This is a genomic window from Ruegeria profundi (assembly GCF_049800715.1).
GTDB classification, from domain to species: Bacteria; Pseudomonadota; Alphaproteobacteria; order Rhodobacterales; family Rhodobacteraceae; genus Ruegeria; species Ruegeria profundi_A.
The window spans coordinates 19,576-42,751 of sequence record NZ_JBNAFO010000011.1 but is presented as its reverse complement, the minus strand read 5'-3'; the positions used below and the strand labels follow the sequence as shown (position 1 = coordinate 42,751).

18 protein-coding genes are annotated in these 23,176 nt (G+C 59.7%); 10 read left to right on the top strand and 8 right to left on the bottom strand.

Going from position 1 to position 23,176, the window contains the following annotated elements:
• Nucleotides 1-339: 339 nt before the first annotated feature.
• The 7 genes from xdhA (at nt 340) to ACP15L_RS17025 (ending at nt 9,759) form a co-directional block, all read left to right on the top strand.
• Nucleotides 340-1,737, top strand: a complete 1,398-nt coding sequence (xdhA, locus tag ACP15L_RS17055; RefSeq protein ID WP_425085091.1) for a xanthine dehydrogenase small subunit — start codon at nt 340-342, stop codon at nt 1,735-1,737.
• Nucleotides 1,734-4,136, top strand: a complete 2,403-nt coding sequence (gene xdhB, locus ACP15L_RS17050; RefSeq protein WP_425085090.1) for a xanthine dehydrogenase molybdopterin binding subunit — start codon at nt 1,734-1,736, stop codon at nt 4,134-4,136. Before xdhA ends, xdhB begins: the two co-directional genes overlap by 4 nt.
• Complete coding sequence (gene xdhC / locus ACP15L_RS17045; protein ID WP_425085089.1) at nt 4,136-5,071, top strand: xanthine dehydrogenase accessory protein XdhC; 936 nt, start codon at nt 4,136-4,138, stop codon at nt 5,069-5,071. The genes xdhB and xdhC overlap by 1 nt, the downstream gene beginning before the upstream one ends.
• Nucleotides 5,068-6,585: an ABC transporter ATP-binding protein gene (locus ACP15L_RS17040; protein WP_425085088.1), complete on the top strand. Its 1,518-nt coding sequence runs from the start codon at nt 5,068-5,070 to the stop codon at nt 6,583-6,585. The genes xdhC and ACP15L_RS17040 overlap by 4 nt, the downstream gene beginning before the upstream one ends.
• A 63-nt stretch (nt 6,586-6,648) precedes the next feature.
• Nucleotides 6,649-7,731, top strand: coding sequence for an ABC transporter permease (locus tag ACP15L_RS17035; protein WP_425085087.1), 1,083 nt, complete (start codon nt 6,649-6,651; stop codon nt 7,729-7,731).
• Entirely contained in the window at nt 7,731-8,651 is a 921-nt protein-coding gene (locus ACP15L_RS17030) for an ABC transporter permease (protein ID WP_425085086.1), read from the top strand. Before ACP15L_RS17035 ends, ACP15L_RS17030 begins: the two co-directional genes overlap by 1 nt.
• A 31-nt stretch (nt 8,652-8,682) precedes the next feature.
• The gene (locus ACP15L_RS17025; protein ID WP_170637604.1) at nt 8,683-9,759 is read left to right on the top strand and encodes a BMP family ABC transporter substrate-binding protein; all 1,077 of its coding nucleotides are present in this window, start codon (nt 8,683-8,685) and stop codon (nt 9,757-9,759) included.
• 87 nt (nt 9,760-9,846) lie between these two features.
• On the opposite strand, the gene ACP15L_RS17020 is transcribed toward ACP15L_RS17025, so the two are convergent.
• Nucleotides 9,847-11,079 carry an HlyD family secretion protein gene (locus tag ACP15L_RS17020; protein WP_425085085.1) on the bottom strand — a complete coding sequence of 411 codons (1,233 nt, stop codon included), beginning with the start codon at nt 11,077-11,079 and terminating at the stop codon, nt 9,847-9,849.
• Nucleotides 11,080-11,082: 3 nt separating this feature from the next.
• Nucleotides 11,083-11,496 carry a hypothetical protein gene (locus tag ACP15L_RS17015; protein ID WP_425085084.1) on the bottom strand — a complete coding sequence of 138 codons (414 nt, stop codon included), beginning with the start codon at nt 11,494-11,496 and terminating at the stop codon, nt 11,083-11,085.
• Nucleotides 11,497-11,651: 155 nt separating this feature from the next.
• Between ACP15L_RS17015 and ACP15L_RS17010 the strand changes: the two genes are divergently transcribed.
• Entirely contained in the window at nt 11,652-12,725 is a 1,074-nt protein-coding gene (locus ACP15L_RS17010; RefSeq protein WP_425085083.1) for an NAD(P)/FAD-dependent oxidoreductase, read from the top strand.
• Nucleotides 12,722-13,375, top strand: coding sequence for a DUF938 domain-containing protein (locus ACP15L_RS17005; RefSeq protein WP_425085082.1), 654 nt, complete (start codon nt 12,722-12,724; stop codon nt 13,373-13,375). Before ACP15L_RS17010 ends, ACP15L_RS17005 begins: the two co-directional genes overlap by 4 nt.
• 281 nt (nt 13,376-13,656) lie before the next feature.
• Here ACP15L_RS17005 and ACP15L_RS17000 read toward each other — a convergent pair whose 3' ends face one another.
• The 5 genes from ACP15L_RS17000 to ACP15L_RS16980 all read right to left on the bottom strand — a co-directional run bounded on the left by ACP15L_RS17000 (nt 13,657) and on the right by ACP15L_RS16980 (nt 20,947).
• Nucleotides 13,657-16,164, bottom strand: a complete 2,508-nt coding sequence (locus ACP15L_RS17000) for a GcvT family protein (RefSeq protein ID WP_425085081.1) — start codon at nt 16,162-16,164, stop codon at nt 13,657-13,659.
• 143 nt (nt 16,165-16,307) lie between these two features.
• Nucleotides 16,308-16,568, bottom strand: a complete 261-nt coding sequence (locus ACP15L_RS16995; RefSeq protein ID WP_425085080.1) for a hypothetical protein — start codon at nt 16,566-16,568, stop codon at nt 16,308-16,310.
• An 86-nt stretch (nt 16,569-16,654) separates the two neighbouring features.
• Entirely contained in the window at nt 16,655-18,064 is a 1,410-nt protein-coding gene (locus ACP15L_RS16990) for an FAD-binding oxidoreductase (protein WP_425085079.1), read from the bottom strand.
• Between the two features lie 83 nt (nt 18,065-18,147).
• Nucleotides 18,148-19,941 carry a gamma-glutamyltransferase gene (gene ggt / locus ACP15L_RS16985; RefSeq protein ID WP_425085078.1) on the bottom strand — a complete coding sequence of 598 codons (1,794 nt, stop codon included), beginning with the start codon at nt 19,939-19,941 and terminating at the stop codon, nt 18,148-18,150.
• A 19-nt stretch (nt 19,942-19,960) separates the two neighbouring features.
• Nucleotides 19,961-20,947 carry a 2-hydroxyacid dehydrogenase gene (locus tag ACP15L_RS16980; protein WP_425085077.1) on the bottom strand — a complete coding sequence of 329 codons (987 nt, stop codon included), beginning with the start codon at nt 20,945-20,947 and terminating at the stop codon, nt 19,961-19,963.
• Between the two features lie 171 nt (nt 20,948-21,118).
• Here ACP15L_RS16980 and ACP15L_RS16975 point away from each other — a divergent pair, with 171 nt between their 5' ends.
• Nucleotides 21,119-21,607 carry an SH3 domain-containing protein gene (locus tag ACP15L_RS16975; RefSeq protein WP_425085188.1) on the top strand — a complete coding sequence of 163 codons (489 nt, stop codon included), beginning with the start codon at nt 21,119-21,121 and terminating at the stop codon, nt 21,605-21,607.
• Between the two features lie 17 nt (nt 21,608-21,624).
• On the opposite strand, the gene ACP15L_RS16970 is transcribed toward ACP15L_RS16975, so the two are convergent.
• Complete coding sequence (locus ACP15L_RS16970) at nt 21,625-22,965, bottom strand: tetratricopeptide repeat protein (RefSeq protein ID WP_425085076.1); 1,341 nt, start codon at nt 22,963-22,965, stop codon at nt 21,625-21,627.
• Between the last annotated feature and the right edge of the window lie 211 nt (nt 22,966-23,176).

The following is a 23,176-nucleotide window of genomic DNA, read 5'->3' as shown; positions in this document are numbered from 1 at the left end:
CGCACGCTATCCCAGTCAGCAGCGACGAAAAAGCGGGAACCGACTCTGTGGACTGCTTAAAAAATCAGCAGCAATTATTCTGATTTTTTAGAAGGTGCTTCGGGTCAGACTCAGCACCGCTTCAAAAATGGTCTTTATTTACAAGTGCCTGACTTCTAAACAACTGCAATATTCACAGGTCGTTCCGGTCCAATGGTGCATCATATAGGCAGTTTTTCTTGCCAGATAAGGTGCGCTGTTTCTAACATCTGACGGCAAGCACTTCGCCCGCCACTCTTTCTACGTCGCATCGAAGGAGGGCCCAACGGGCGCAACCGGGTAAGGCGACGGGTTTCACGAATGGACATCACGTTTCTTCTGAACGGAGAGACAGTGCAGCTGTCGGATGTTAGTCCGACGGTCACCCTGCTGGACTGGCTGCGCGAAGATCGCGGCCTGACCGGCACCAAAGAAGGCTGCAACGAAGGCGATTGCGGCGCCTGCACCGTGATGGTCACCGAAGAGGGCAGCGCCAAGGCCCTGAACGCATGCATCCTGTTCTTGCCCCAACTGCACGGCAAAGCCGTCCGCACCGTCGAGGGCGCAAGCGGCCCAAACGATGAACCTCATCCGGTCCAGAGCGCAATGGTCGACCTGCACGGCTCACAATGCGGCTTCTGCACCCCCGGCTTTGTGATGTCGATGGTTGCCGGTCACGCAAATGGTGCAACCGACCACGACACCCAACTGGCCGGCAACCTGTGCCGCTGCACCGGCTACGCCCCGATCATCCGCGCCGCGAAAGCCGCCGAAGCGCAGCCCGTCCCGCAATGGATCACCGACGACCAGTCCTTCTCTTGTTCAAAAATACCTCGGGGGGAGGCCACAGGCCAGGGGGCAGAGCCCCCCTTCCTCCCCACGTCATCCGACGAATTGGCGGAAGTCTATGCACGGCACCCCAACGCGACACTCATCGCCGGTGCAACCGATGTCGGCCTTTGGGTCACCAAGCAACTGCGTGAGCTTGACCCGGTGATCTTCCTCAACGGCTGCGAAGACCTCAAACAGATCACAATCACCGACGACGAAATCCGCTTCGGGGCAATGGTCGACATGAACCGGATGGGCGAGGCTATTGCTGATCTCCACCCCTCCTACGCCGAAATGATCCGTCGCTATGCCAGTGTCCAAGTGCGCCATGCAGCCACCGTCGGAGGCAACATCGCCAACGGCTCGCCCATCGGGGACAACCCGCCTGCGCTGATCGCTTTGGGCGCTACTTTGCACCTTCGCAAAGGCGACACCCGCCGGTCCCTTGCTTTGGAGGAGTTCTTCATCGACTACGGCAAACAAGACCGCGCGCCCGGCGAATTTGTCGAGGCCGTCAGTTTCCCGCGTCAGGCGGATCGACTGAAGGCTTACAAACTCAGCAAACGTTTCGATCAGGATATCTCGGCCGTTTGCGGGTGTTTCAATATCACCGTTACGGACGGCACCGTTACACAGGCACGCATCGCGTTTGGCGGTATGGCTGGTGCACCGAAACGGGCAACCCATGTCGAGGCCGCACTGATCGGCAAACCCTGGACGCGCGAGGTGATTGACGCCGCGCTGCCCAGCTTTGCCGAGGATTATTCACCACTCACGGACATGCGCGCCTCGGCCACCTATCGACTGGAGACCGCCAAAGCGATGCTGGAACGCTATTTCCTTGAAGATCAGGGCGAAGTGACAGACGTGCTGAAGGTGACGGCATGAGCGTGACCAAACCCCTCCCCCACGACGCCGCCCCGCTGCATGTGGCAGGCGCCGCACGTTATGTGGATGACATCCCGACACCAAAGGGCACCCTGCATCTGGCCTTTGGTCTGAGCCCGATCGCCAAAGGAACGATCACCGCAATGGACCTGTCGGCGGTGAAATCTGCGGATGGCGTGGTGCAGGTGATGACGGCCGAAGATCTGCCTTTTGCCAACGATGTCTCGCCTTCGATCCATGATGAGCCACTGCTGTCGGACGGATCGGTTCATTATATCGGACAGCCCGTGTTTCTGGTCGTCGCCACCAGCCATCTCGCCGCCCGCAAGGCCGCGCGGTTGGGCAAGATCGACTATGCCGAGGACACCCCGATCCTGACCATCGAAGACGCTCTGGCTGCCGACAGCCGGTTCGAGGATGGCCCCCGCATCTACGCCAAGGGCGACGCTGACGCCGCCATCGCTTGTGCGGCCCATATCATCGAAGGAAGCTTCGAGCTTGGCGGGCAGGAGCATTTCTACCTCGAAGGGCAGGCAGCCCTGGCCGTGCCGAATGAAGGCGCGGATATGCTGGTCCACAGTTCAACCCAGCACCCGACCGAAATCCAACACAAGGTGGCCGATGCGCTGGGCGTTCCCATGCACGCGGTCCGGGTTGAGACCCGCCGTATGGGCGGAGGGTTCGGCGGCAAGGAAAGCCAGGGCAACGCTTTGGCCGTGGCCTGCGCCGTGGCGGCGCGCGCAACCGGCAAGGCCTGCAAAATGCGCTATGACCGAGATGATGACATGATCATCACCGGCAAGCGCCACGCCTTCCGCATTTCCTATAAAGCCGGGTTTGACGAGAACGGCCATATTCAAGGCGTCTCGTTCCTACACCACGCGATCTGCGGCTGGGCGCAGGACCTGTCCCTGCCCGTCGCCGACCGCGCGATGCTGCATTCGGACAACGCCTATCTGCTGCCCAATGCTCGGATCGAGAGCCATCGACTTAAGACCAATACCCAATCCGCCACCGCCTATCGCGGGTTCGGGGGCCCTCAGGGCATGGTCGGGATCGAACGCGTGATGGACCACGCCGCGCATGCGCTGGATCTGGACCCGGTCGAGCTGCGCCGTCGCAACTACTACGAATCCGCCCACACGGTTGCTGAGGCTGCACCGGCGAAGAAACCATTGGGGCACCCTGACCCGCATGAAGATCTGACAAGCCGGGGGGCAGTTGAGATGGGCGAGGCGCCCGTGCGCCCTCTACCCGCAGGCGGCAACACCACGCCCTACGGCATGGAGGTCAGCGATTTCGAACTGCACGGCATGACCGAAGCTCTGCTGAAATCCAGCGACTATGCCGCGCGCAAGGCTGCCATCGAAAAATGGAACGCAGAGAACAGCGTGATCAAGAAGGGCATCGCCTTCTCTCCGGTCAAGTTCGGGATTTCCTTCACGTTGACCCACCTCAATCAAGCAGGTGCTTTGGTGCATGTGTATCAAGACGGTTCGGTCCACCTGAACCATGGCGGCACCGAGATGGGTCAAGGCCTGTTCCAGAAAGTCGCTCAGGTCGCTGCGTCGCGCTTTGGCATTCCGTTGGAGATGGTCAAAATCACCGCAACCGACACGGCCAAAGTACCGAACACCTCAGCCACGGCGGCGTCTTCGGGGAGTGACCTGAACGGCATGGCGGTCAAAGTCGCCTGCGACACGATCCGCGACCGCATGGCCGACTATTTGGCCGAGCGTCATCAGGCCGACCCGTCGAAAGTTACTTTCTCGGACGGTCACGTCTCAGTAGGTGCGGAACGCTATACCTTTTCTGAGGCCGCCGCTTTGGCCTATCAGGGGCGCATCAGCCTTTCGGCAACCGGTTTCTACAAAACACCCAAGATCGAATGGGACCGGATCGCAGGCCGGGGGCGTCCGTTCTTCTACTTCGCTTATGGGGCGTCGGTCACCGAAGTCGCCATCGACACACTGACCGGCGAGAACCACATTCTGCGCACCGATATCCTGCATGACGCAGGCGCATCGCTGAACCCGGCGCTCGATATTGGACAGGTCGAAGGCGGCTACGTTCAAGGCGCAGGATGGCTGACGACCGAGGAACTGGTTTGGGATGGCAAGGGCAATCTGCGCACACACGCGCCCTCGACCTACAAAATCCCCGCCTGCTCGGACCGGCCCGACATCTTCAATGTCGCGCTTTGGGATGGCGAGAACCGCGAGGATACGATCTATCGCTCGAAAGCGGTGGGTGAGCCGCCTTTCATGCTGGGGATATCGGCATGGTTGGCCCTGTCGAATGCGGTCGCAGCCTGTGGCGACAGCTATCCGGCGCTGGATGCTCCTGCCACGGCTGAGGAAGTCTGGCGCGGTGTCCAGCGGATGAAAGGCGGCATCTGATGGGATTTGATCTGGAGGCTTTGAGGGAGGCGGTCAAAACCCATGGACGGGTGACTCGTGTGGTCATCGCTGCGATCAAGGGCTCGTCCCCACGCGAGGTTGGCGCCGCGATGTTGGTCTGGCCGGATGGCCAGAGCGGAACGATCGGCGGCGGCACGTTGGAGTTTCAGGCCGCCGAAGCTGCGCGGTCCCAATCCCTCCCCGCCCGTCTAACCCATCACGCTCTTGGCCCCGAATTGGGCCAATGCTGCGGCGGTGCAGTTTCACTGTTCTGCGAGGTCTTTGATATGAAGACGGTTGAAGCACTCGACGATACGGTCATAGCGCGATCCGCTTCTGAAGACGAAACGCCTCTATCCGTGAAACGGTTGCTTGCAACTGCGCGCGGTCAGGGAATTGCCCCCGAACCTCAACTGATCGACGGCTGGATGGTTGAGCCGGTTCACAAGCCAACCCGAAACCTGTGGATTTGGGGTGCTGGCCATGTGGGCCGTGCACTCGTGGATGTTCTGTCCCCCCTGCCCGACATCGCGATCACCTGGGTCGACACCGGACCCGAACGCTTCCCGGCCTTGGTCCCAAAGGGTGTAACCACCGTTCCAGCGGCCAAACCAGCCGAGCTGGTTCGCCATGCACCGCCCAATGCCGAGCACCTTGTGCTTACATATTCACACAATCTGGATTTAGAGCTGTGTAACCGGCTGCTTTCGCATGATTTCCGCTTTGCGGGGCTGATCGGCTCGGCTACGAAATGGGCGCGATTCCGGTCGCGGCTGGCAGCTCTTGGGCATTCGCCTGAACAGATCAGCCGGATCACCTGTCCAATCGGCGATCCCGCTCTGGGCAAACATCCGCAAATGATCGCCGTTGGCGTCGCCGCGCAGCTTCTGCGTCCGGCCCGACAGACTGAGTTGAAGAAGGACCTGAGCGCGTGACCACTCCACTCTTACGCCTGCAAGGGCTGACCAAAGCCTATCCCGGCGTCGTGGCCAATGATCAGGTGTCGTTCGACATCGGTGAAGGCGAAGTACATGCGCTTTTGGGCGAAAACGGCGCGGGGAAATCCACGCTGGTCAAGATGATCTATGGGCTGGTGAAGCCCGACAGCGGCACCATGATGCTGCGCGGCCAACCCTTTGCCCCAGCGGAACCCCGCGCGGCGCGGGCGGATGGGATTGCGATGGTGTTCCAGCACTTCTCGCTGTTCGATGCGCTGAACGTGGCCGAGAATATTGCGTTGGGGATGGAAAACCCACCGCCGATGGGCGATCTGGCTTCGCGTATCCGCGAAGTGTCCGAGACCTATGGTTTGCCTTTAGACCCGTACCGAACGGTCGGTGATCTGTCCGCGGGGGAGCGTCAGCGGGTCGAGATCATCCGCTGCCTGCTGCAAGACCCCAAGCTGCTGATCATGGACGAACCAACCAGCGTGCTGACCCCGCAAGAGGTCGAAATCCTGTTTGAGACGCTGAACAAATTGCGGTCTGAGGGCACCTCGATCCTTTACATCTCGCATAAGCTCGAAGAGATTCGCACGCTGTGTGACCACGCCACGATCCTGCGTCTGGGCAAGAATGTGGGCGAGTGTATTCCAGCCGAAACATCAGCGCGCGACATGGCCGAAATGATGGTGGGATCAACGCTGCAAACGCCCGAACGCTCGGGCCGTGAGTTCGGCGAGGTTGCGTTGGATGTCAGCGGTCTGTCGGTGCCATCGCCTTCGGAATTCGGAACGGCGCTGAAGAACGTCCATATGACGGTCCGAAAGGGTGAGGTTCTTGGCATCGGCGGTGTCGCTGGCAACGGTCAGGATGAGTTGCTGGGCGTGCTGTCCGGTGAGATTCAAACCCCTGCCGATGCGATCAAATTCAATGGTCAGCAAATCGGCAAACTCGGCCCTACCGCCCGCCGGAAACTGGGCGTGCTGACCGCGCCTGAGGAACGTTTGGGTCATGCCGCTGCGCCGGATATGAGCCTGACTGAGAACGCCCTGCTGACCGGGTCGGTGCGCGAAGGTTTGGAAAACAAAGGGTTCCTCAAATGGTCCGAGACCAAAAGCTTCGCGGAGAAGATCATAAGCGCGTTTGACGTCAGAACGCCCGGGCCTGAAAACGCGGCACGGTCGCTTTCAGGCGGGAACCTGCAGAAATTCGTGATTGGTCGGGAAGTCTTGCAGAACCCTGAGGTTCTGGTGGTGAACCAACCGACATGGGGTGTCGATGCGGCGGCGGCTGCGTCGATCCGGCAGGCCATTCTGGATCTGGCGGCCAAGGGAACAGCGGTGATCTGCATCAGTCAGGACTTGGACGAGTTGATGGAGATATCAGATAGTTTTGCGGCCCTGAACGAAGGGCGGCTGAGCGCGCCTCGCGAAACCACCGGCCTGACCGTTGACGAGATCGGCCTAATGATGGGCGGCGCCCATGGCATGGAGGTGGCACATGTGTGATCTGTCGCGTCGCCTTCGGCGAGAGTATTTGGAACAAGATGAAGACGGGCGGGGAATAAGTACATGATTGTGTTGGAGAAACGACCGCAACCGTCGAAAGCGTGGTCCTATGCGACCCCCGTGGTGGCGGTGATTGCTACGATGGTCTTCGGCGGCATCTTGTTCGCCATTCTGGGCAAAAACCCGATCGAGGCCATCGGCACCATCTTTTGGGAGCCCCTGTTCGGCGAGTTCGCATTTTACTACCGCCCGCAACTGCTGGTTAAAGGCGCGCCATTGGTGCTGATTGCGATCGGCCTGGCGTTGGGTTTCCGCGCCGGCATCTGGAATATCGGGGCGGAAGGGCAGTACATCATGGGCGCCATCTTTGGGGCTGGGGCCGGGCTGGCCTTTTACCCTCTGGACGCGTTCTACATCTTTTCGATCATGGTAATCGCGGGCGCATTCGGTGGCTGGCTTTGGGCGATGATCCCGGCCTTTCTGAAGGTTCGCTTTGGCACCAACGAAATCCTCGTATCGCTGATGCTGGTTTACGTGGCCGAGCAAATGTTGGCCTCGGTGTCGCTGGGCCTGTTGAAAAACCCCGAGGGGTTTGGCTTTCCCGGTTCGCGCAACCTGCAATCCTATGACAGTGCGCATAATGCCGAACTGATCGCTGGATCAGGGATGCACTGGGGTGTCGTGACGGCCCTCATTGCGGTGATCTTTTCCTATGTTCTTTTGAACCGGCACATGCTGGGCTTTCACATCCGTTTGACTGGTGAAGCTCCGCGTGCTGCAAAGTTTGCTGGTGTGAATCCTGCCCGTCTGATCCTGTTTTGTCTGGGCCTGTCCGGCGCTCTGGCCGGTCTGGCGGGGATGTTCGAAGTCTCCGGTCCTTCGGGTGTGGTCAGCATCGACTTTAACGTAGGTTACGGTTTCACAGCGATCATTGTGGCCTTCCTTGGCCGTCTGCACCCGGTGGGTATCCTGCTGGCCGGTGGCTTGATGGCGCTGACCTATATCGGCGGTGAAATCGCGCAGTCTCAGCTCGGGCTGCCTGCCGCTGCCATTCAGGTGTTCCAGGGGATGCTTTTGTTCTTCCTGCTGGCATTCGATCTTCTGACAAACTACCGCATCCGTGCGGCCCGTAGCGAGGTAGCGTAATGGATCTTGGTGAAATCAATCCCGTCCTTCTGGTCGCCTCGCTCATGGTGGCTGCAACCCCTCTGCTGCTGGCCGCAATCGGAGAGCTGGTCGTCGAGAAAGCAGGCGTTCTGAACCTCGGTGTCGAGGGTATGATGATCGTCGGCGCCATCAGCGGCTTTGCGATTTCAGTCGAGACCGGCTCGCCCTGGCTGGGCTTTATCGCTTCAGCGATCGGCGGGGCTGTGCTGTCTCTGCTGTTTGTATTGCTGACGCAAGTTGCTTTGGCCAATCAGGTGGCCAGTGGCCTTGCGCTGACATTGTTCGGCCTCGGGTTCAGTGCCCTTCTGGGCCAAAGCTATGTGGGGGTCAAACCGCCGAGCATGGGGGATATTCATATCCCGCTGATCAGTGATATCCCCGTCATCGGACCGATCATTTTCCAGCATGACCCGATCCTCTATGTCGGCATTGCTCTGACTGCGGGTGTCTGGGCGACGCTAAAATACACGCGTGTTGGTCTGATCCTGCGCGCGGTGGGTGAAAACCACGATGCAGCGCATGCGTTGGGCTACAAAGTCATCAAGATCCGCATCATGGCGATCCTGTTTGGCGGGGCCTGTGCCGGGCTGGGCGGCGCCTATATCAGCCTGATCCGTGTCCCTCAGTGGACCGAGGGCATGACCGCCGGTGTCGGCTGGATCGCTCTGGCGCTGGTGGTGTTCGCCAGCTGGAAGCCATGGCGTGCCTTGCTGGGTGCCTATTTGTTTGGCGGCATCACCGTGTTGCAGCTTAATTTGCAGGCAGCGGGCGTTGCCATTCCTGTCGAGTATCTGGCAATGTCGCCCTACATCATCACGATCCTTGTGCTTGTGATCCTTTCGGCCGACAAGAGCAGCGCACCTGCCTCGCTGGGCCGGATTTTCCACGCCTCGCACTAGGGGCCAACTGAACCAACTTGGGGAGTAACACATGAAATTCACGACACTTCTGGCAAGCGCCACAATGGCGCTGGGTCTGGCCTCGGGGGCCATGGCAGCCGACGACAAGACCAAGGTCGGCTTCGTCTATGTCGGTCCGGTGGGCGACGGCGGCTGGACCTATGAACACAACAAAGGTCGCCTGGCCGTTGAGGAAGAGTTCGGCGACAAGGTTGAAACCGTCTTTGTCGAATCCGTTCCCGAAGGCCCGGATGCCGAGCGCGTCATGACGCAAATGGCGCTGGAAGGCGCTGACCTGATCTTCACAACCTCGTTCGGCTACATGGACCCGACCATTAACGTGGCGAAGAAATTTCCGAATGTGAAATTCGAACACGCCACAGGCTACAAAACCGCCGACAACGTTGCTGTCTACTCCGCCCGTTTCTATGAAGGTCGTGCCGTTCAGGGCCACATCGCGGGTAAGATGACCAAGTCGAATATCATCGGCTATATCGGGTCCTATCCGATCCCTGAGGTTATCCGTGGCATCAACTCGGCCTATCTGCATGCCAAGAAGGTGAACCCGGATGTCGAGTTCAAGATCGTTTGGGCATACACTTGGTTCGACCCTGCGAAAGAAGCTGACGCCGCGACCGTTCTGATCGAACAGGGCGCAGACGTGATCCTGCAGCATACCGACTCGACCGCGCCTCAGGCGGCTGCCCAAGAAGCGGGCAATGTTGTCACCTTCGGTCAGGCCTCGGACATGAGCGAGTACGCCCCGTTCCCGCGCGTATCCTCGATCATCGATGACTGGGCGCCCTACTACATCGCACGGACCAAGGCCGTCATGGACGGCACCTGGGAAAGCGCCAACACATGGGACGGCATCCGTGAGGGAATGGTCGCGATCGGCGAGATCTCGGATGCAGTTCCCGCAGATGTCAAAGAAGAGGCTCTGGCGCTGAAAGCAGCCATGGCCGCAGGTGAATACCACCCCTTCACCGGCCCGATCAAAAAGCAGGATGGCAGCGACTGGCTGGCCGAAGGCGAGGTTGCTGACGACGGAACGCTGGCCGGTATGAACTTCTACATCGAAGGTCTGGAAGGCGAGATTCCTCAGTAAGCTGCAGGACGTATCAAAAAACCAAAGGCCCGCATTTTGCGGGCCTTTTTTGTTGGGGCTACATTGCCCAGATCAAGGTCTGAACCGTCAGTGCCCCGTCAGCACCAAGGTGTTCACCGGCATCAGGATCAGACGTAACCGAAGGCCGGCCGCATGAACCACTCCAATCGTGTCGACCACATGCAGGAACGCCTTGTTCCAAAAGCCGAGGCTTTCATCCTCTAGCTTGTGGTGGTTGTCGGTATAGACATTGGCCAGACAGTTGCTGCCCGGAGGGATGTCATCCGCCATGCCTTTATACAGCGGCTCCATATACACCAGAATTGAGCCGGGCACTTTGTTGTGCTGGACGTCCCGCAACTCGTCCGTGGGTCGGATCTGACCCGAGGGGATGACGTCCTGCACCTCGACCACAACCATCGGGATCACCGTGAAGGGTTTGGTCATGCAGCCCAGCTCTCCAATCATGCCCGGTTTGATGACCTGAGCAGACATCTGGTTGAACGCAGCCTGAAACCGGTCATGGCCCGAGTGTGCAGGCACCAGAATGCCCGCCGGGCGCAAAAGCGGGCTGACATAGTCACCAACCTGCAGACCGAACTGTTCGATCCGACCGGTAACACCCGCGCTGATCACAGTCTTGTCCAGCTCGGTCAGGGCTGCATCCAGCTGCGCATTGGCGCTGGCCAGTTGGGCCGGGATCAGTTCTTCGATCTGCTGCACCACGGCGGCGCGTTGTGACTGGGCGGCGGTGACCTGCGCTTCGCGCTCCGCTACCAAGTTTTCCAACCGCTCGATCTCGGCTAGGCGCACCGCGCTGGAGCCTTCGTCGCGCAGCGTGGTGTTGCGCTCTAGGTCTTCGACCGATTGCGCCAAAGCCGCGCGCGCACCGGCGATCCCGGCATCTGCCTGCGCCAGATCTGTCTCGGCCACTTTCAATGAGGCCTGTACCTGCGCGATCTGTGCATGGGCGGCCTGAACCTGCGCCTGTTGGGTGAAATCTTCGATCCGGAAAATCGGCTGGCCCGCTGTCACCGTATCGTTGTTGCTGACATAAACCTCAGACACCCGCCCACCCAGTTGCGGCAGGATCGTGACCGTCCGGAAATACGAGGCCGCCGTGCTGGAGGCCGGATGAAAGTAGAACAGTGTGGTGATCACTGACAGCGCTAGAATGGCACAGGTGGTCAGGCCCCAGCGTAGCTCGTACCACATGGTGAAAAGTGTGATCTCATGCCCGATCCGCTTACCTTGGACAAAGCGTCGGAACAGGAAATCCGGCAGCACCGTAATCAGGGCGCAGAGCATCGTTTCGATCATGGCTTACTGCTCCGACGTCGTAGAGGTTTGAGGTGCCGGAGGGGTCGGTTCAGCAGGTGCCTGAGGCGCAAGAGACTGTCCAAGGGAGCGAATGGCATCCGCTATGTTTCGCATCGGTGTTGCAAAATCGGGGAATTGGAACCCGGCAACCAGAACGGCTGCGATCCAGAAAATGCCGTTGTGTGTAAACAGCGCAAGCAGCGCCAGAATTCCTACCAACTGGAACTGAGGGTGATTGTTCTCATGCGCCATTTTCTCGGGCACCGAATGCAGCGTCAGATATCCAACACCAATCAATACAACCAGAACGACAAAAAACACGACCATTGCCGAAAAGAGGTAGTCGCTCCCATCGGCTGCGACGACATATTTTGGGATATGTCCCGTGGCCATAGGATGGAGGTCCGCTGCAGTCACCTTAATCTCCTTCTTTTCTATGAAGCGTCTTTGGCCGGGTTGATCGCCAAATTCAAGCCTGCTTATAGTTCCCCAAAATCCAAGCATATTCTTATAACAAGCACCAAGACCCTTATGACATCTGCTTCATCACAATCCATCCCGGTCACCCTGCGATGATCGACTTTCTAATCATCGGCGGCGGCATCGCGGGCCTCAGCGCGGGCGCGCGTTTGTCTGCTCATGGCTCTGTCACAATTCTCGAGGCCGAGGACGCTCTGGGCTATCACTCATCTGGTCGCTCGGCCGCGATGTTCGAGGAAAACTACGGCCCGCCCTCGGTGGTTGCGCTCAATCAGGCCGGGGTCGATTACCTGCGATCAGCGAACGGAGGCTACCTGACCCCCCGAGGTCTCATGCTGGTTGCACGCCACGATCAGACCGACCTGTTTGCCAGAGACGTCGAAGAACTGAACGTAAGCTCCATTTCGCCGCAGCAAGCCATCGACAAAGTCCCGATCCTGAACCCGGACGCTCTCGCCCACGCCGCCATCAGCGTGGACGCCTTCGACATTGACACCGACCGCCTGATGCAGGACTTCGCACGCGTGATCCGGGGCAATGGCGGCTCGGTCCTGACCCGCCAGGTCGTCACCGATATCCACAAAACCGGCCATTGGGTCATTCAGGCAGGCGACGTGTTCGAAGCCCGGAACCTGGTCAATGCAGCTGGCGCTTGGGTGGATGAGGTCGCCGCGATGGCTGGCCTGCCACATATTGGCATCGTGCCGAAGCGCCGCTCCATGGCGCGCATTCCCGCACCCGGAGGGCATGACGTATCCAACTGGCCCATGCTGATGGGGCCGGGAGAAGGTTGGTACGCCAAGCCTGATGCGGGGAAGTATCTGGTCTCACCCTCCGAGGCCGAACCGACAATACCTCATGACGCCTATGCCGACGATATGGTTCTTGCAGAAGGTCTGGCGCGGTATGAGGCTATGGTGACAACTCCCGTCACGCGGCTCGAGGTGAACTGGGCCGGGCTGCGTAGCTTCGTGGCGGATGGCACGTTGGTGCTGGGTCCAGATCCACAGGACCGCTCGTTCATCTGGTGCGCGGGTCAAGGTGGGTACGGGTTCCAGACATCGCCAGCTGCATCGTCCCATCTCGCCAGCCTTGTGACGGGGGCGCCGTCTGAACTACCTGAAGACATCGTCAATCAGTTGCATGTGGAAAGGTTGCGATCATGACCAAACGCGCTCTGCCTTCGAATGCCAGCGTCGCGACACAAGGCGTCGGGGCCCGTATGATGGCGCCAGCCGCTAGCCGCAACTCGGACGCGCTATGCGCCTTACTGGCCAAGATGGCCCCTGCCTCAGGTCGCGCGCTGGAAATCGCCAGCGGCACTGGGCAGCATGTTGCCGCCTTTGCAAAGACACTGCCCAACTTGGTCTGGCAACCCACAGAAATCGACCCTGAACGCCGCGCCAGTATCGACGCCTATGCGACGGAATTAACCAATGTCCTTCCCGCCACGGATCTCGATGCAACCTCTGCAGGCTGGCATGAGGCATTCCAAGAGCAAGACCTGATCGTACTGATCAACCTGCTGCATCTGATCTCATGGCGCGAAGCTGAAGCTTTTCTCAGCGAGGCCTCACGAGCGCTGCGTCCGACTGGCCGCCTCATCATCTACGGCCCCTTCATGCGAGACGGTGCCTTAACCAGCCCTGGGGATGAAAAGTTCCACGAAGCCCTCGTCTCACAAGATCCAGAGATCGGGTATAAGAACGACAGTGAGATCAAAGCGCGCTTGCAGCACTACGGCTTGCAATTGCTTCACCTCGTCGAAATGCCCTCCAATAATCTGGCATTTGTTGCTCACAGGCCGAAAACCTGATCGGCAGTTGGGGCCGATCAAAGCCTGCAGGAGCAGGCTTGCCTCCGGCGGAGGTATTTTTGAACCGAAGCAGTAACGGACCGTTAACTCTGATTTGAGACTGTGGATCTGCGGTACAGGCGGAGGCGCTAATGACCGCAACAGGAGAAGGCCCCCTTGCAAAAAGCAGGGGGCTGGATCTTGCACCAGCCCCCGCTTCTTCTGTTTGAAAATACCTCCGCCGGAGGCATGTGTCGCCGCAGGCGGCGCATTCACTCGCGCCGCCGAGGTCATCCTGGATATCAGCCGTCCTTGCGGATCGTTTCGTTCTTCGGGTCGTAGGGGCTGTCGCAGGTAACGACTGCATCCCACAGCTTGTCCTGAATCTTGACCTTCAGTTTGGTGCCTTCAACCGCGAGATCAGGCGTCACATAGCCCATGCCGATGGATTTCTCGAACGCCACCGAATAACCGCCCGAGGTCAGACGACCCACGCGTGTGCCTTCCGGCGCGTAGAGCGCCTCGCGGCCCCACGGGTCGGCATCTTCCGGTCCGTCGATCAGCAGGGTGCAGCACTTGAAGCGCACACCGGTCTCTTCCAGCTTGGCCTTGCCGTAGAAGTCTTTCGACAGGTCAACAAAGCGCGGCAGGTCGGCTTCAAGCGGGGTTGCGTCACGGCCCAGCTCGGTGCCAAAGGCGCGATAGGATTTCTCCTGACGCAGCCAGTTCTGGGCCCGCGCACCAACCAACTTCATACCGTGCTTCTCACCAGCCTTTTCCAGCAGGTCGAACAGATAGTTCTGCATCTCGATCGGGTGGTGCAGTTCCCAGCCCAGCTCACCGGTATAGGCCACACGGATCGCGTTCACGGGGCACATGCCGAGTTCGATCTGGCGGGCTGACAGCCACGGGAAGCGCTTGTTGGACAGTGCGGTTTCCGGATCGGCGCCCTTGATGACCTCTTTCAGAACATCACGCGATTTGGGTCCGGCGATGGCGAAGACGCCCCACTGGGTGGTCACGTCCTGGATCTCGATGTAGCCAAACTCCTCCATCTTGTCCTCGGCCGCCTTGCGCAGATAGTCGGCATCATACTCGGTCCAGGCACCGGCAGAGACGATGTAGTAATTGTTCTCGCCATTGCGGACGATGGTGTATTCGGTGCGGGTGGTGCCGTGCGACGTCAGCGCGTAGGTCAGGTTGATGCGACCAACCTTGGGCAGCTTGTTGCAGGTGAACCAATCCAGGAATTGGGTCGCTCCCGGGCCTTTGACGACGTGCTTGGTGAAGGCCGATGCGTCGATCAGGCCAACGCCTTCGCGGATCGCTTTGGCTTCTTCGACAGCGTATTGCCACCAGCCGCCGCGGCGGAACGAGCGGCTTTCTTTGTCGAAACTGTCCGGTGCATCAACAGGGCCGAAATAGTTCGGACGTTCCCAGCCGTTAACCCAGCCGAACTGCGCGCCGCGCGCTTTCTGACGCTCGTATGCCGGAACGGTCCGCAGCGGACGGCAGGCTTCACGCTCTTCGTCGGGGTGGTGCAGGATGTAGACGTGCTCATAGCACTCTTCGTTCTTGCGCGCTGCAAACTCGGTGGTCATCCAGTTGCTGCTGTAGCGTTTGGGGTCCAGCGAGGCCATATCGATCTCGGCTTCGCCATCGACCATCATCTGCGCCAGGTAATAGCCGGTGCCGCCTGCAGCAGTGATGCCGAAGCTGAAGCCCTCGGCCAGCCACATGTTGCGCAGGCCCGGAGCCGGACCAACCAGCGGGTTGCCGTCTGGGGTGTAGCAGATCGGGCCGTTGAAATCATCCTTCAGGCCGGAGTCGGCGCAGGAGGGCACGCGCTCAGCCATCGCCATGTACTGATCCGCGATCCGGTCAATATCCAGCGGGAACAGGTCAGCGCGGAAGCTGTCCGGCACGCCATGTTCAAAGCGCGCAGGCGCACCATGTTCATAGATACCCAAAATCCAGCCACCGCGTTCTTCACGCGCATACGACTCGTTGTCGGCGTCACGCACAACAGGGTGCTCGGGGTTACCGGCTTCACGCCATTTGACCAGCTCAGGGTCTTTGTCCATGACGATGAACGTGTGCTCGACCGGGATCGCGGGCATTTTGATGCCCAGCATCTTGGCGGTGCGCTGCGCGTGGTTGCCCGATGCGGTCACGACATGCTCGGCGGTGATCACCACCTGCTCGTCGGAGGGAACAAGGTTGCCGCCCTGCTCGATCATCTTGGTGCAGGTGACTTCCCAATGAGTGCCGTTCCAGTGGAAGGCATCCGCCTGCATCTTGCGAACGATGTCGACGCCACGTTGACGGGCACCTTTGGCCATCGCTTGGGTCACGTCAGCAGGGTTAATATAGCCATCTTCTGTGTGGTAGATCGCACCTTTCAGGTCGCCGGTTTCGATCAGCGGCCAGCGTTCCTTGATCTGCTCGGGTGTCAGCCACTCGTAAGCGACGTCACAGGTCTCAGCTGTAGACGCATAGAGCATGTATTCGTCCATACGCTCTTGCGTCTGCGCCATGCGCAGGTTGCCGACGACTGCGAAACCCGCGTTCAGGCCAGTCTCTTCTTCAAGCTGCTTGTAGAAATCAACCGAATACTTGTGGATGTGGGTCGTCGCGTAAGACATATTGAATAGTGGCAGCAGGCCCGCCGCGTGCCAGGTTGAGCCCGAGGTCAGCTCGTCCCGCTCGATCAACATCACATCATCCCAGCCCGCTTTGGCCAGGTGATAGGCAATCGAGGTTCCGACGGCGCCGCCGCCAACGACCAGTGCTTTGACTTGGGTTTTCATAACCGGGTGTCTCCCCTTGGAATCTGTTGCCACCATATGGCTTGATTCCGAAATCAATCGCGGAAGCCATCCGACCAGTGATATAAGAAAAACGACCCGCACGGGAGATGCAGGTCGTTAAATGGCGACTTATGATCCAGCCATCAGCCTTCCGAACGACACCGTTTGGTGTTTCCGACGGTCTTGCACACCAGCTTGCCGGGCGGCTCGGCGGTTTCGGATTCCTGAACTTCCGACGTGCTTTCTACGCTTGCGGGCGCATCCTCGGACCCGCCGGTGAAGGCTGCGATATAGTCGCCTGCACTTAACCCGTCACCCGAGGCTTTCGCTTTCTGGTAGTAGTCCAGCCCCGCGACTGCCAGCCCGGCCACCGCGACAAAGCCAGCCAGATATTTTGCACTCATATCGATCACCTGTTCGTCTTTCGCCATACGACATCACATCACCTAGACGTTTTGTGGGCACAAAGCGGACAAGATCGCGGAAACTGCTAGGTGTGATCGGCCAGTATCTTTCCCGGATTCATGATGTTGTCGGGGTCCAGCGCCGCCTTGATCGCGGCCATGTAGTGTGTTGCCTGCCCCAGTTCTTTCTCAAGATAGGGGCGCTTGCCCTGCCCGATGCCATGCTCGCCCGTGCAGGTGCCCTCCATCGAGATGGCCAGATCGTTGAGCCAACCGACGAACTCATCGGCCCGGCGGACTTCTTCGGCGTCGTCCATGTCGATCAGGGGCAGAGTGTGAAAGTTCCCGTCGCCGACATGCCCAACAATAGGCGCAAGTAAGTCAAGCTCGGCCGCTTTATCCTGAGCGGCCCCTACGGCCTCGGCCAGACGAGAAATCGGCACGCAAACATCGGTCGAGATCCCCTTGGCGCCCGGTCGCAGCTGAAGGCTGGCCCAGTACATGTCGTGACGCGCCTGCCAGAGCTTGTTGCGCTCCTCGGTGGTCGAGGTTGCCGCGAAGTCCGTGCCGCCAAACTCTTCTGCAATCTGGCCGAAAATCTCGGCCTGTTCGGCGGCGCTGGCATCCGAGCCGTGGAACTCTAACAGCAGCAGAGGCGTTTCAGGCAGGGTCAGGCCGGAATAAGCATTGGCGGCTTTGACGGATAGTTCATCCAACAATTCAATCCGCGCGACAGGTACGCCGTATTGGATCGTCATCATTACTGCCCGGCAGGCAGCATCGACGGTTGGGAAAGAGCAGCGGGCGGAACTGATCGCCTCGGGGATGCCGTGCAGGCGTAGGGTCAATTCGGTAATGATACCTAGCGTGCCTTCGGCCCCGATAAGCAGCCGCGCCAAATCATACCCCGCCGAAGATTTCTTGGCGCGATTGCCGGTCCGGATGATCTGCCCATCCGGCATCACCGCCTCAAGACTCAGCACATTGTCCCGCATTGTGCCATAGCGCACCGCATTGGTCCCGGACGCGCGGGTCGCGGCCATCCCGCCAAGCGAGGCGTTGGCACCGGGATCAATCGGAAAGAACAGGCCCTGATCGCGCAGATGAGTGTTCAGATCTTCACGCGTCACACCGGGTTGCACGACGCAATCCAGATCCTCGGCATGCACGGCCAGCACTTTGTTCATTTGGGTCAGATCGACCGACACTCCACCGGCAGGCGCGTTCACATGCCCTTCAAGCGAAGTGCCCGTGCCAAACGCGATTACCGGCACCTTATGCGCAGCGCAGGTTTTGACGATCTCGGAGACCTCCTGCGTGGTGTGGGGAAACACCACCGCGTCCGGGCTTTGATTGGTGATCCAGGTCGTGGTGTGGCCGTGCTGTTCGCGGATGGCCGCACCGGTTTGCAGACGATCCCCAAACCGTTGCTTCAAGATGCCAAGGGCCGTTCCAATCCCAGCCTCATTTCTCGGCAAAGCCGTCGCTTGTACCATGCTACCCCTCTCCTGCCCGCCGGTTGTGCGAGCCTTTCCCAATGTGTCGAAAAGGCCCGCCCGAGCCGGGCAAGACCTAGATTTTATTCTCCCAGCGCGATCCCTTCGCGCCGATGGTCCACCCCACCGCTGAGAGTTTCACCGATCTCAATCGCATGCAGGCCCGAGGTCAGATCGCGGGGGTTTACCTCGAACCCGATTTCGATCAGCGCGTCCGCGTAGCCTTCGGCTGCAGTGTCCACCTCGACATCATAGGTCCCGAACCGGTTGACCAGATGCGGCAGCGAGATCGCCTGCTGCACATCCATGCCCCAATCCGCCCAAGCGATGATCGATTTGGCAACGTAGCCAATGATACGGCTGCCTCCGGGGGACCCGATGGCCAGAACCGGCGCGCCGTCCTGCATGACGATGGTCGGGCTCATGGACGAACGCGGGCGCTTGCCGGGTTCCAAACGGTTCGCGATGGGCACTCCGTCGCGATGGGTGCGGAACGAAAAATCCGTCAATTCGTTGTTCAGCAAAAATCCGTTCGTCATCAGACGCGAACCAAAGCCGTTTTCAATCGTCGTCGTCATTGACAAGACATTGCCGTAACTGTCGACGATCGAGATATGCGACGTCGAAGGCAGCTCCAATGACTCGTCATCAGCCCAGTTCATCGCATGATCAAACTCGGGATTGCCCGGGGAGACCTCGATCAGTGCGCCCTCGGCATTCAAAAGCTCCGCACGCTGCGCCAGATAGTCCGGGTCGACCAGCCCGGTGGTCGGCATCGGTACGAAATCGCTGTCCGCCATGTACCGCCCACGATCCGCAAAGGCGAGGCGTGAGGCTTCGCCGATCAGGCGCCATGCCTCCATGCTTTCTGGGCCCACTTCGGCCAGATCATAGCTGTTCAGCATACCCAGAATCTGCCCAACGGTCAGCGCCCCGGACGAGGGCGGACCCATCCCGCAGACCTCGTAGACGCGGTAAGCCGCACAGACCGGATCGCGTTCAATGACCTGATACAGGGCCAGATCGGTGCCAGACAATACGCCCGGATTGCCCGGCGCGGTGCGGACGGTCCGCACGATATCTGATGCGATTTGTCCGCCGTAGAACCCGGCGGCACCGTCCTCGGCCAGTGCCCGCAGTGTATCCGCATAGGCCGGGTTCATCAGACGTTGGCCCTGTTGCAGTGGCTCACCTTCAGGCAGGAAATACGCAGCCGTTGCAGGGAAACGCGAAAGACGCTCGGCGTCGTTGGCGACCAGACTGGCCAGACGAGGCGAGACCAGAAACCCGTCATCCGCCAGCCGGATACCATCGGTGAACAGCCCGGGCCACGGCGAACGGCCCCAACGGCGGTGCGCTTCCTCCAGCAAGGCAGGCGTTCCGGGCGTGCCAACGGACAACCCTCCGACGACGGCATCAAAGAATTGCAAGGGCTCGCCGTTTTCATCCTGAAACAGGGTCGGCGTCGCGTCCAATGGGGCCGTTTCGCGCCCGTCCAGTGTTGTAAGCTGTCCGGTGGCGGCGTCATACCAGACCAGAAACGCCCCACCCCCAAGGCCCGAGGATTGCGGCTCGACCAATCCCAGAACAACCTGCACCGCGACCATGGCGTCCGCCGCCGATCCACCGGTGCGCAGGATTTTTGCCCCGGCCTCAACCGCCAGAGGGTTGGCCGCAGCGACCATCCAATTCTCGGACTTTACGGGCACGCCGCTTGTTTTGGCCTCAAGCGCCGCGATCAACTCATCGGTCAGAGCTTGAACTTGACCTTCGCTCGCGCCTTCAGGGGCCACGGAGTCCGCTGTTTCCTGGGCAAAGCCCGGAGCGGTAAAGGCAACGACAGACAGAAGTAATCCTGAAATCCGATTGATACGCATAATATGCTCCTGGAAAAGGTTACAGCATGGATGGGACCACCTGATCCGGTGGTCTGTGCCCATCCTCGAAGGTCTTGATATTGATAATAACTTTCTCACCCATCTCGATCCGCCCCTCCAGCGTGGCCGATCCCATATGGGGCAGCAGCACCACGTTGGGCAGCTTACGAAGGCGTGGGTTCACCTGCGTGCCGTGTTCATACACATCCAACCCGGCGCCCGCGATATCGCCGGACCGGATCAGCCGCGTCATCGCATTTTCGTCGATCACCTCACCACGCGAAGTGTTCACGACCACAGCCGAGGGCTTCAGCAGCTTCAAACGGCGCGCGTTCAGCAGGTGGAACGTTGAAGGAGTCGAGGGGCAGTGAACAGAGATGACATCCATCCGTGCCACCATCTGATCGAGGCTTTCCCAGTAGGTGGCCTCAAGATCCTGTTCAATCTCGGGGCGCAACCGACGACGGTTGTTGTAGTGGACCTGCATCCCGAATGCACTGGCACGGCGCGCGACGGCCTGACCGATCCGACCCATGCCCAGAATACCCAGACGTCGCCCTCCGATCCGACCGCCCAGCAAAGCCGTCGGAGCCCAACCGGACCAATCGCCTTGCTGCATCAGCGCCACGCCTTCAGGGAAACGACGCGTCACCGCCAGAATCAGCGCCATGGTCATGTCGGCCGTATCATCGGTCAGAACACCCGGAGTGTTCGAGACCAGGATGCCACGCTGACGCGCGGTTGAGACGTCGATATTGTCGACCCCTGCCCCGTAATTGGCTATCAAGCGCAGCTTTTCACCAGCTTGCCCCAACAGACCACCGTCGATTGTGTCGGTCACCGTAGGCACCAGCACGTCGGCCTCTTGCACAGCGGCGACCAGTTCCTCACGGGTCATGGGGGTGTCATCGTCGCGAAGGCGAACATCAAACAGCTCGCTCAGTCGCGTTTCCACTACTTCTGGCAACCGTCGCGTAACAACAACACTCAGACGTTCTCTTGGCACTTCCGCCCTCCCACTGCTTTGCAAACGCGCTTGCGTCATGGCATCGTGGCGCAGGATAAGGCGGGGCACAAGAACCCCAAAGGCATTGAGTCGACCTTTTTTCGAAAGCAGATCAACAGGCACAAGAGCAGGCAGTCAGTGAGTGGTCTTCTACCGGTGAAACGCCTTTGTTTGGCGATCCTATCCGCGTATCTTATTGCGTTCGGCTCTGCGCCGGTCGCAGCCCAAGACGTGCGCGGCCCGGTCACCAACCTGCCCCTTCCGCGCTATGTCTCGATGAAGGCTGCCGAAGGCAATGTGCGCCGCGGTCCGTCCCTGACCCACCGAATCGATTGGGTCTTCAAGCGGCGCGGTATGCCACTGCAAATCACTGCGGAATACGGCAACTGGCGCAAGGTACAGGATCGCGACGGGGCCGGAGGTTGGGTTCACTACGCCCTGCTGTCCGGCGTGCGCACGGTGCTGATCGAATCCGAGATGCTGCCCGTTTATGCCCGACCCGATCCGAACTCGACCGTCAACGCGCATTTCGAAACCGGAGTGGTCGCCCGTCTTGGCGCTTGCTCGCTGGACTGGTGTCGCATTTCGGCGGGGGGCTACAAGGGGTGGACGCTGAAAGCCAACCTCTGGGGCGTCGATCCGTCGGAAATCCGGGAATAGCCCCTTTTTCCCAGCCCCTAGTCAGTTGGCAAAGCAGATATTTCGTTGAGAGCGCCGATGATGTCTTCTGCGTGATCCGGATCGGCAAACAAAGTCCGAAACAGCGCCGCCAGAGGGTAGCCCGGCCAGGCTTCATCCAACAACAGGATTGTAGCCCGCGCGCGCTCATCGTCTCCGAGCCGTTGATAGCTTGCCGCCAGATAACCGATCGAGATCGCGCTGACCGGGTCACCCAGCCTGACCGCTTCGTTGAACTGGTCTACGGACGCCTGATAGTCCCCTAAGTGATAGCTGGATGAAGCCAACACGCTGCGATAGGGAAATCTTCCGTTGGTCGTATTAGCACCCTGCGCCCGATTGGCGGACGCTATAGCGCGCTGAAAATCCCCGCCAAACAAAGCGAACAGAGCATCAAAGTTTGTGACGTGGATATCATCAGGGGCAAGCCGCGTTGCGCGCGTGGACTGCGCAAGTGCTGCCTCATGCTCGCGCGAGCAAAATGAAGCCAGGGCAAGGGCGGAATGGCTCCAACCTTCGTCTGGCGCCAGTTCTAGTGCCCGCTGCGCGCGGGTTTTAGCAAGGGCCAAAAGCGCCTGTTTTTCAGCTCCTGGCGGGGTTGTTAAGGCAAGGATGCTGATCGCCTGCGCCGAACCGGCGTAGCCGCCGAAATATGTCTCATCAAGCGCCATGGCGCGTTCGAACATGCCGCGCACGGCTTGCAGCCTGTCGCGGTCCAGAACCGGGAACATCAGCAGGCGCGCCTCAGTCGCCAGATTAACGGCTTGTAGCTTGGTCGGGTTTGTCGAGAACAGCGCCTCTCTGATGGCTTGTTCCTGATTGGCATACACAGAGACCGCGACCGGGCTGGGCGATGACTGGGGTGATCGGAAGAATAGCATCGCGCCGCCCGCGACCGCCAACGCAGCCAAAACCGCTACTGAGACCCAGACCATCTTTGAGGGACGCACTCGACCAGACGGTATGTCGATGTCCAAAACCTCAAACCGAGGCACATAGCCGCCCGGATCTACATGGATGCGCAGCCTCTGATCCTTGCCGGAGTTCGAATAGAAGCTCGCCAATCGCCGACGCATGCGCCCCGCATCGACACGCACGACGGCCATTGGGTCGCCCCCGGAATCCAGCGCCCTTCCGTAGACATCCTCGGCGATCGACTTGGCGCGGATATCCTCGGACTGGCCCGCCAGAAGCTTTTCGACAACGTAGCTGAGGAAAGACTGCAGTCGCTCGGCCCCATCGAATTCCGGACTGTCCAGGACCGCCTTCAATGCCCGCTGAATGTCTTCATCCGAGAGAGTTTTTTGGGCCGGATCTGACTTTACGCTGGCGTCTGACATCGCTTTCGTTAACCGCTGGCTGGCTTCAAGTCTTTGAAAAATAACATGTTACCCCGTAACATACGTTAAGATACCTGAATGTGTAAATGAATTTCGGACAGAATGATTAGCAAAGGAGGGGAACGGACCTCATCGCGGGGGCACAACTGGGTTCAGACACCGTGAGGCTTATGATGGCTTGCTTGTCGATACACTTTCCTGATCAGGCGAA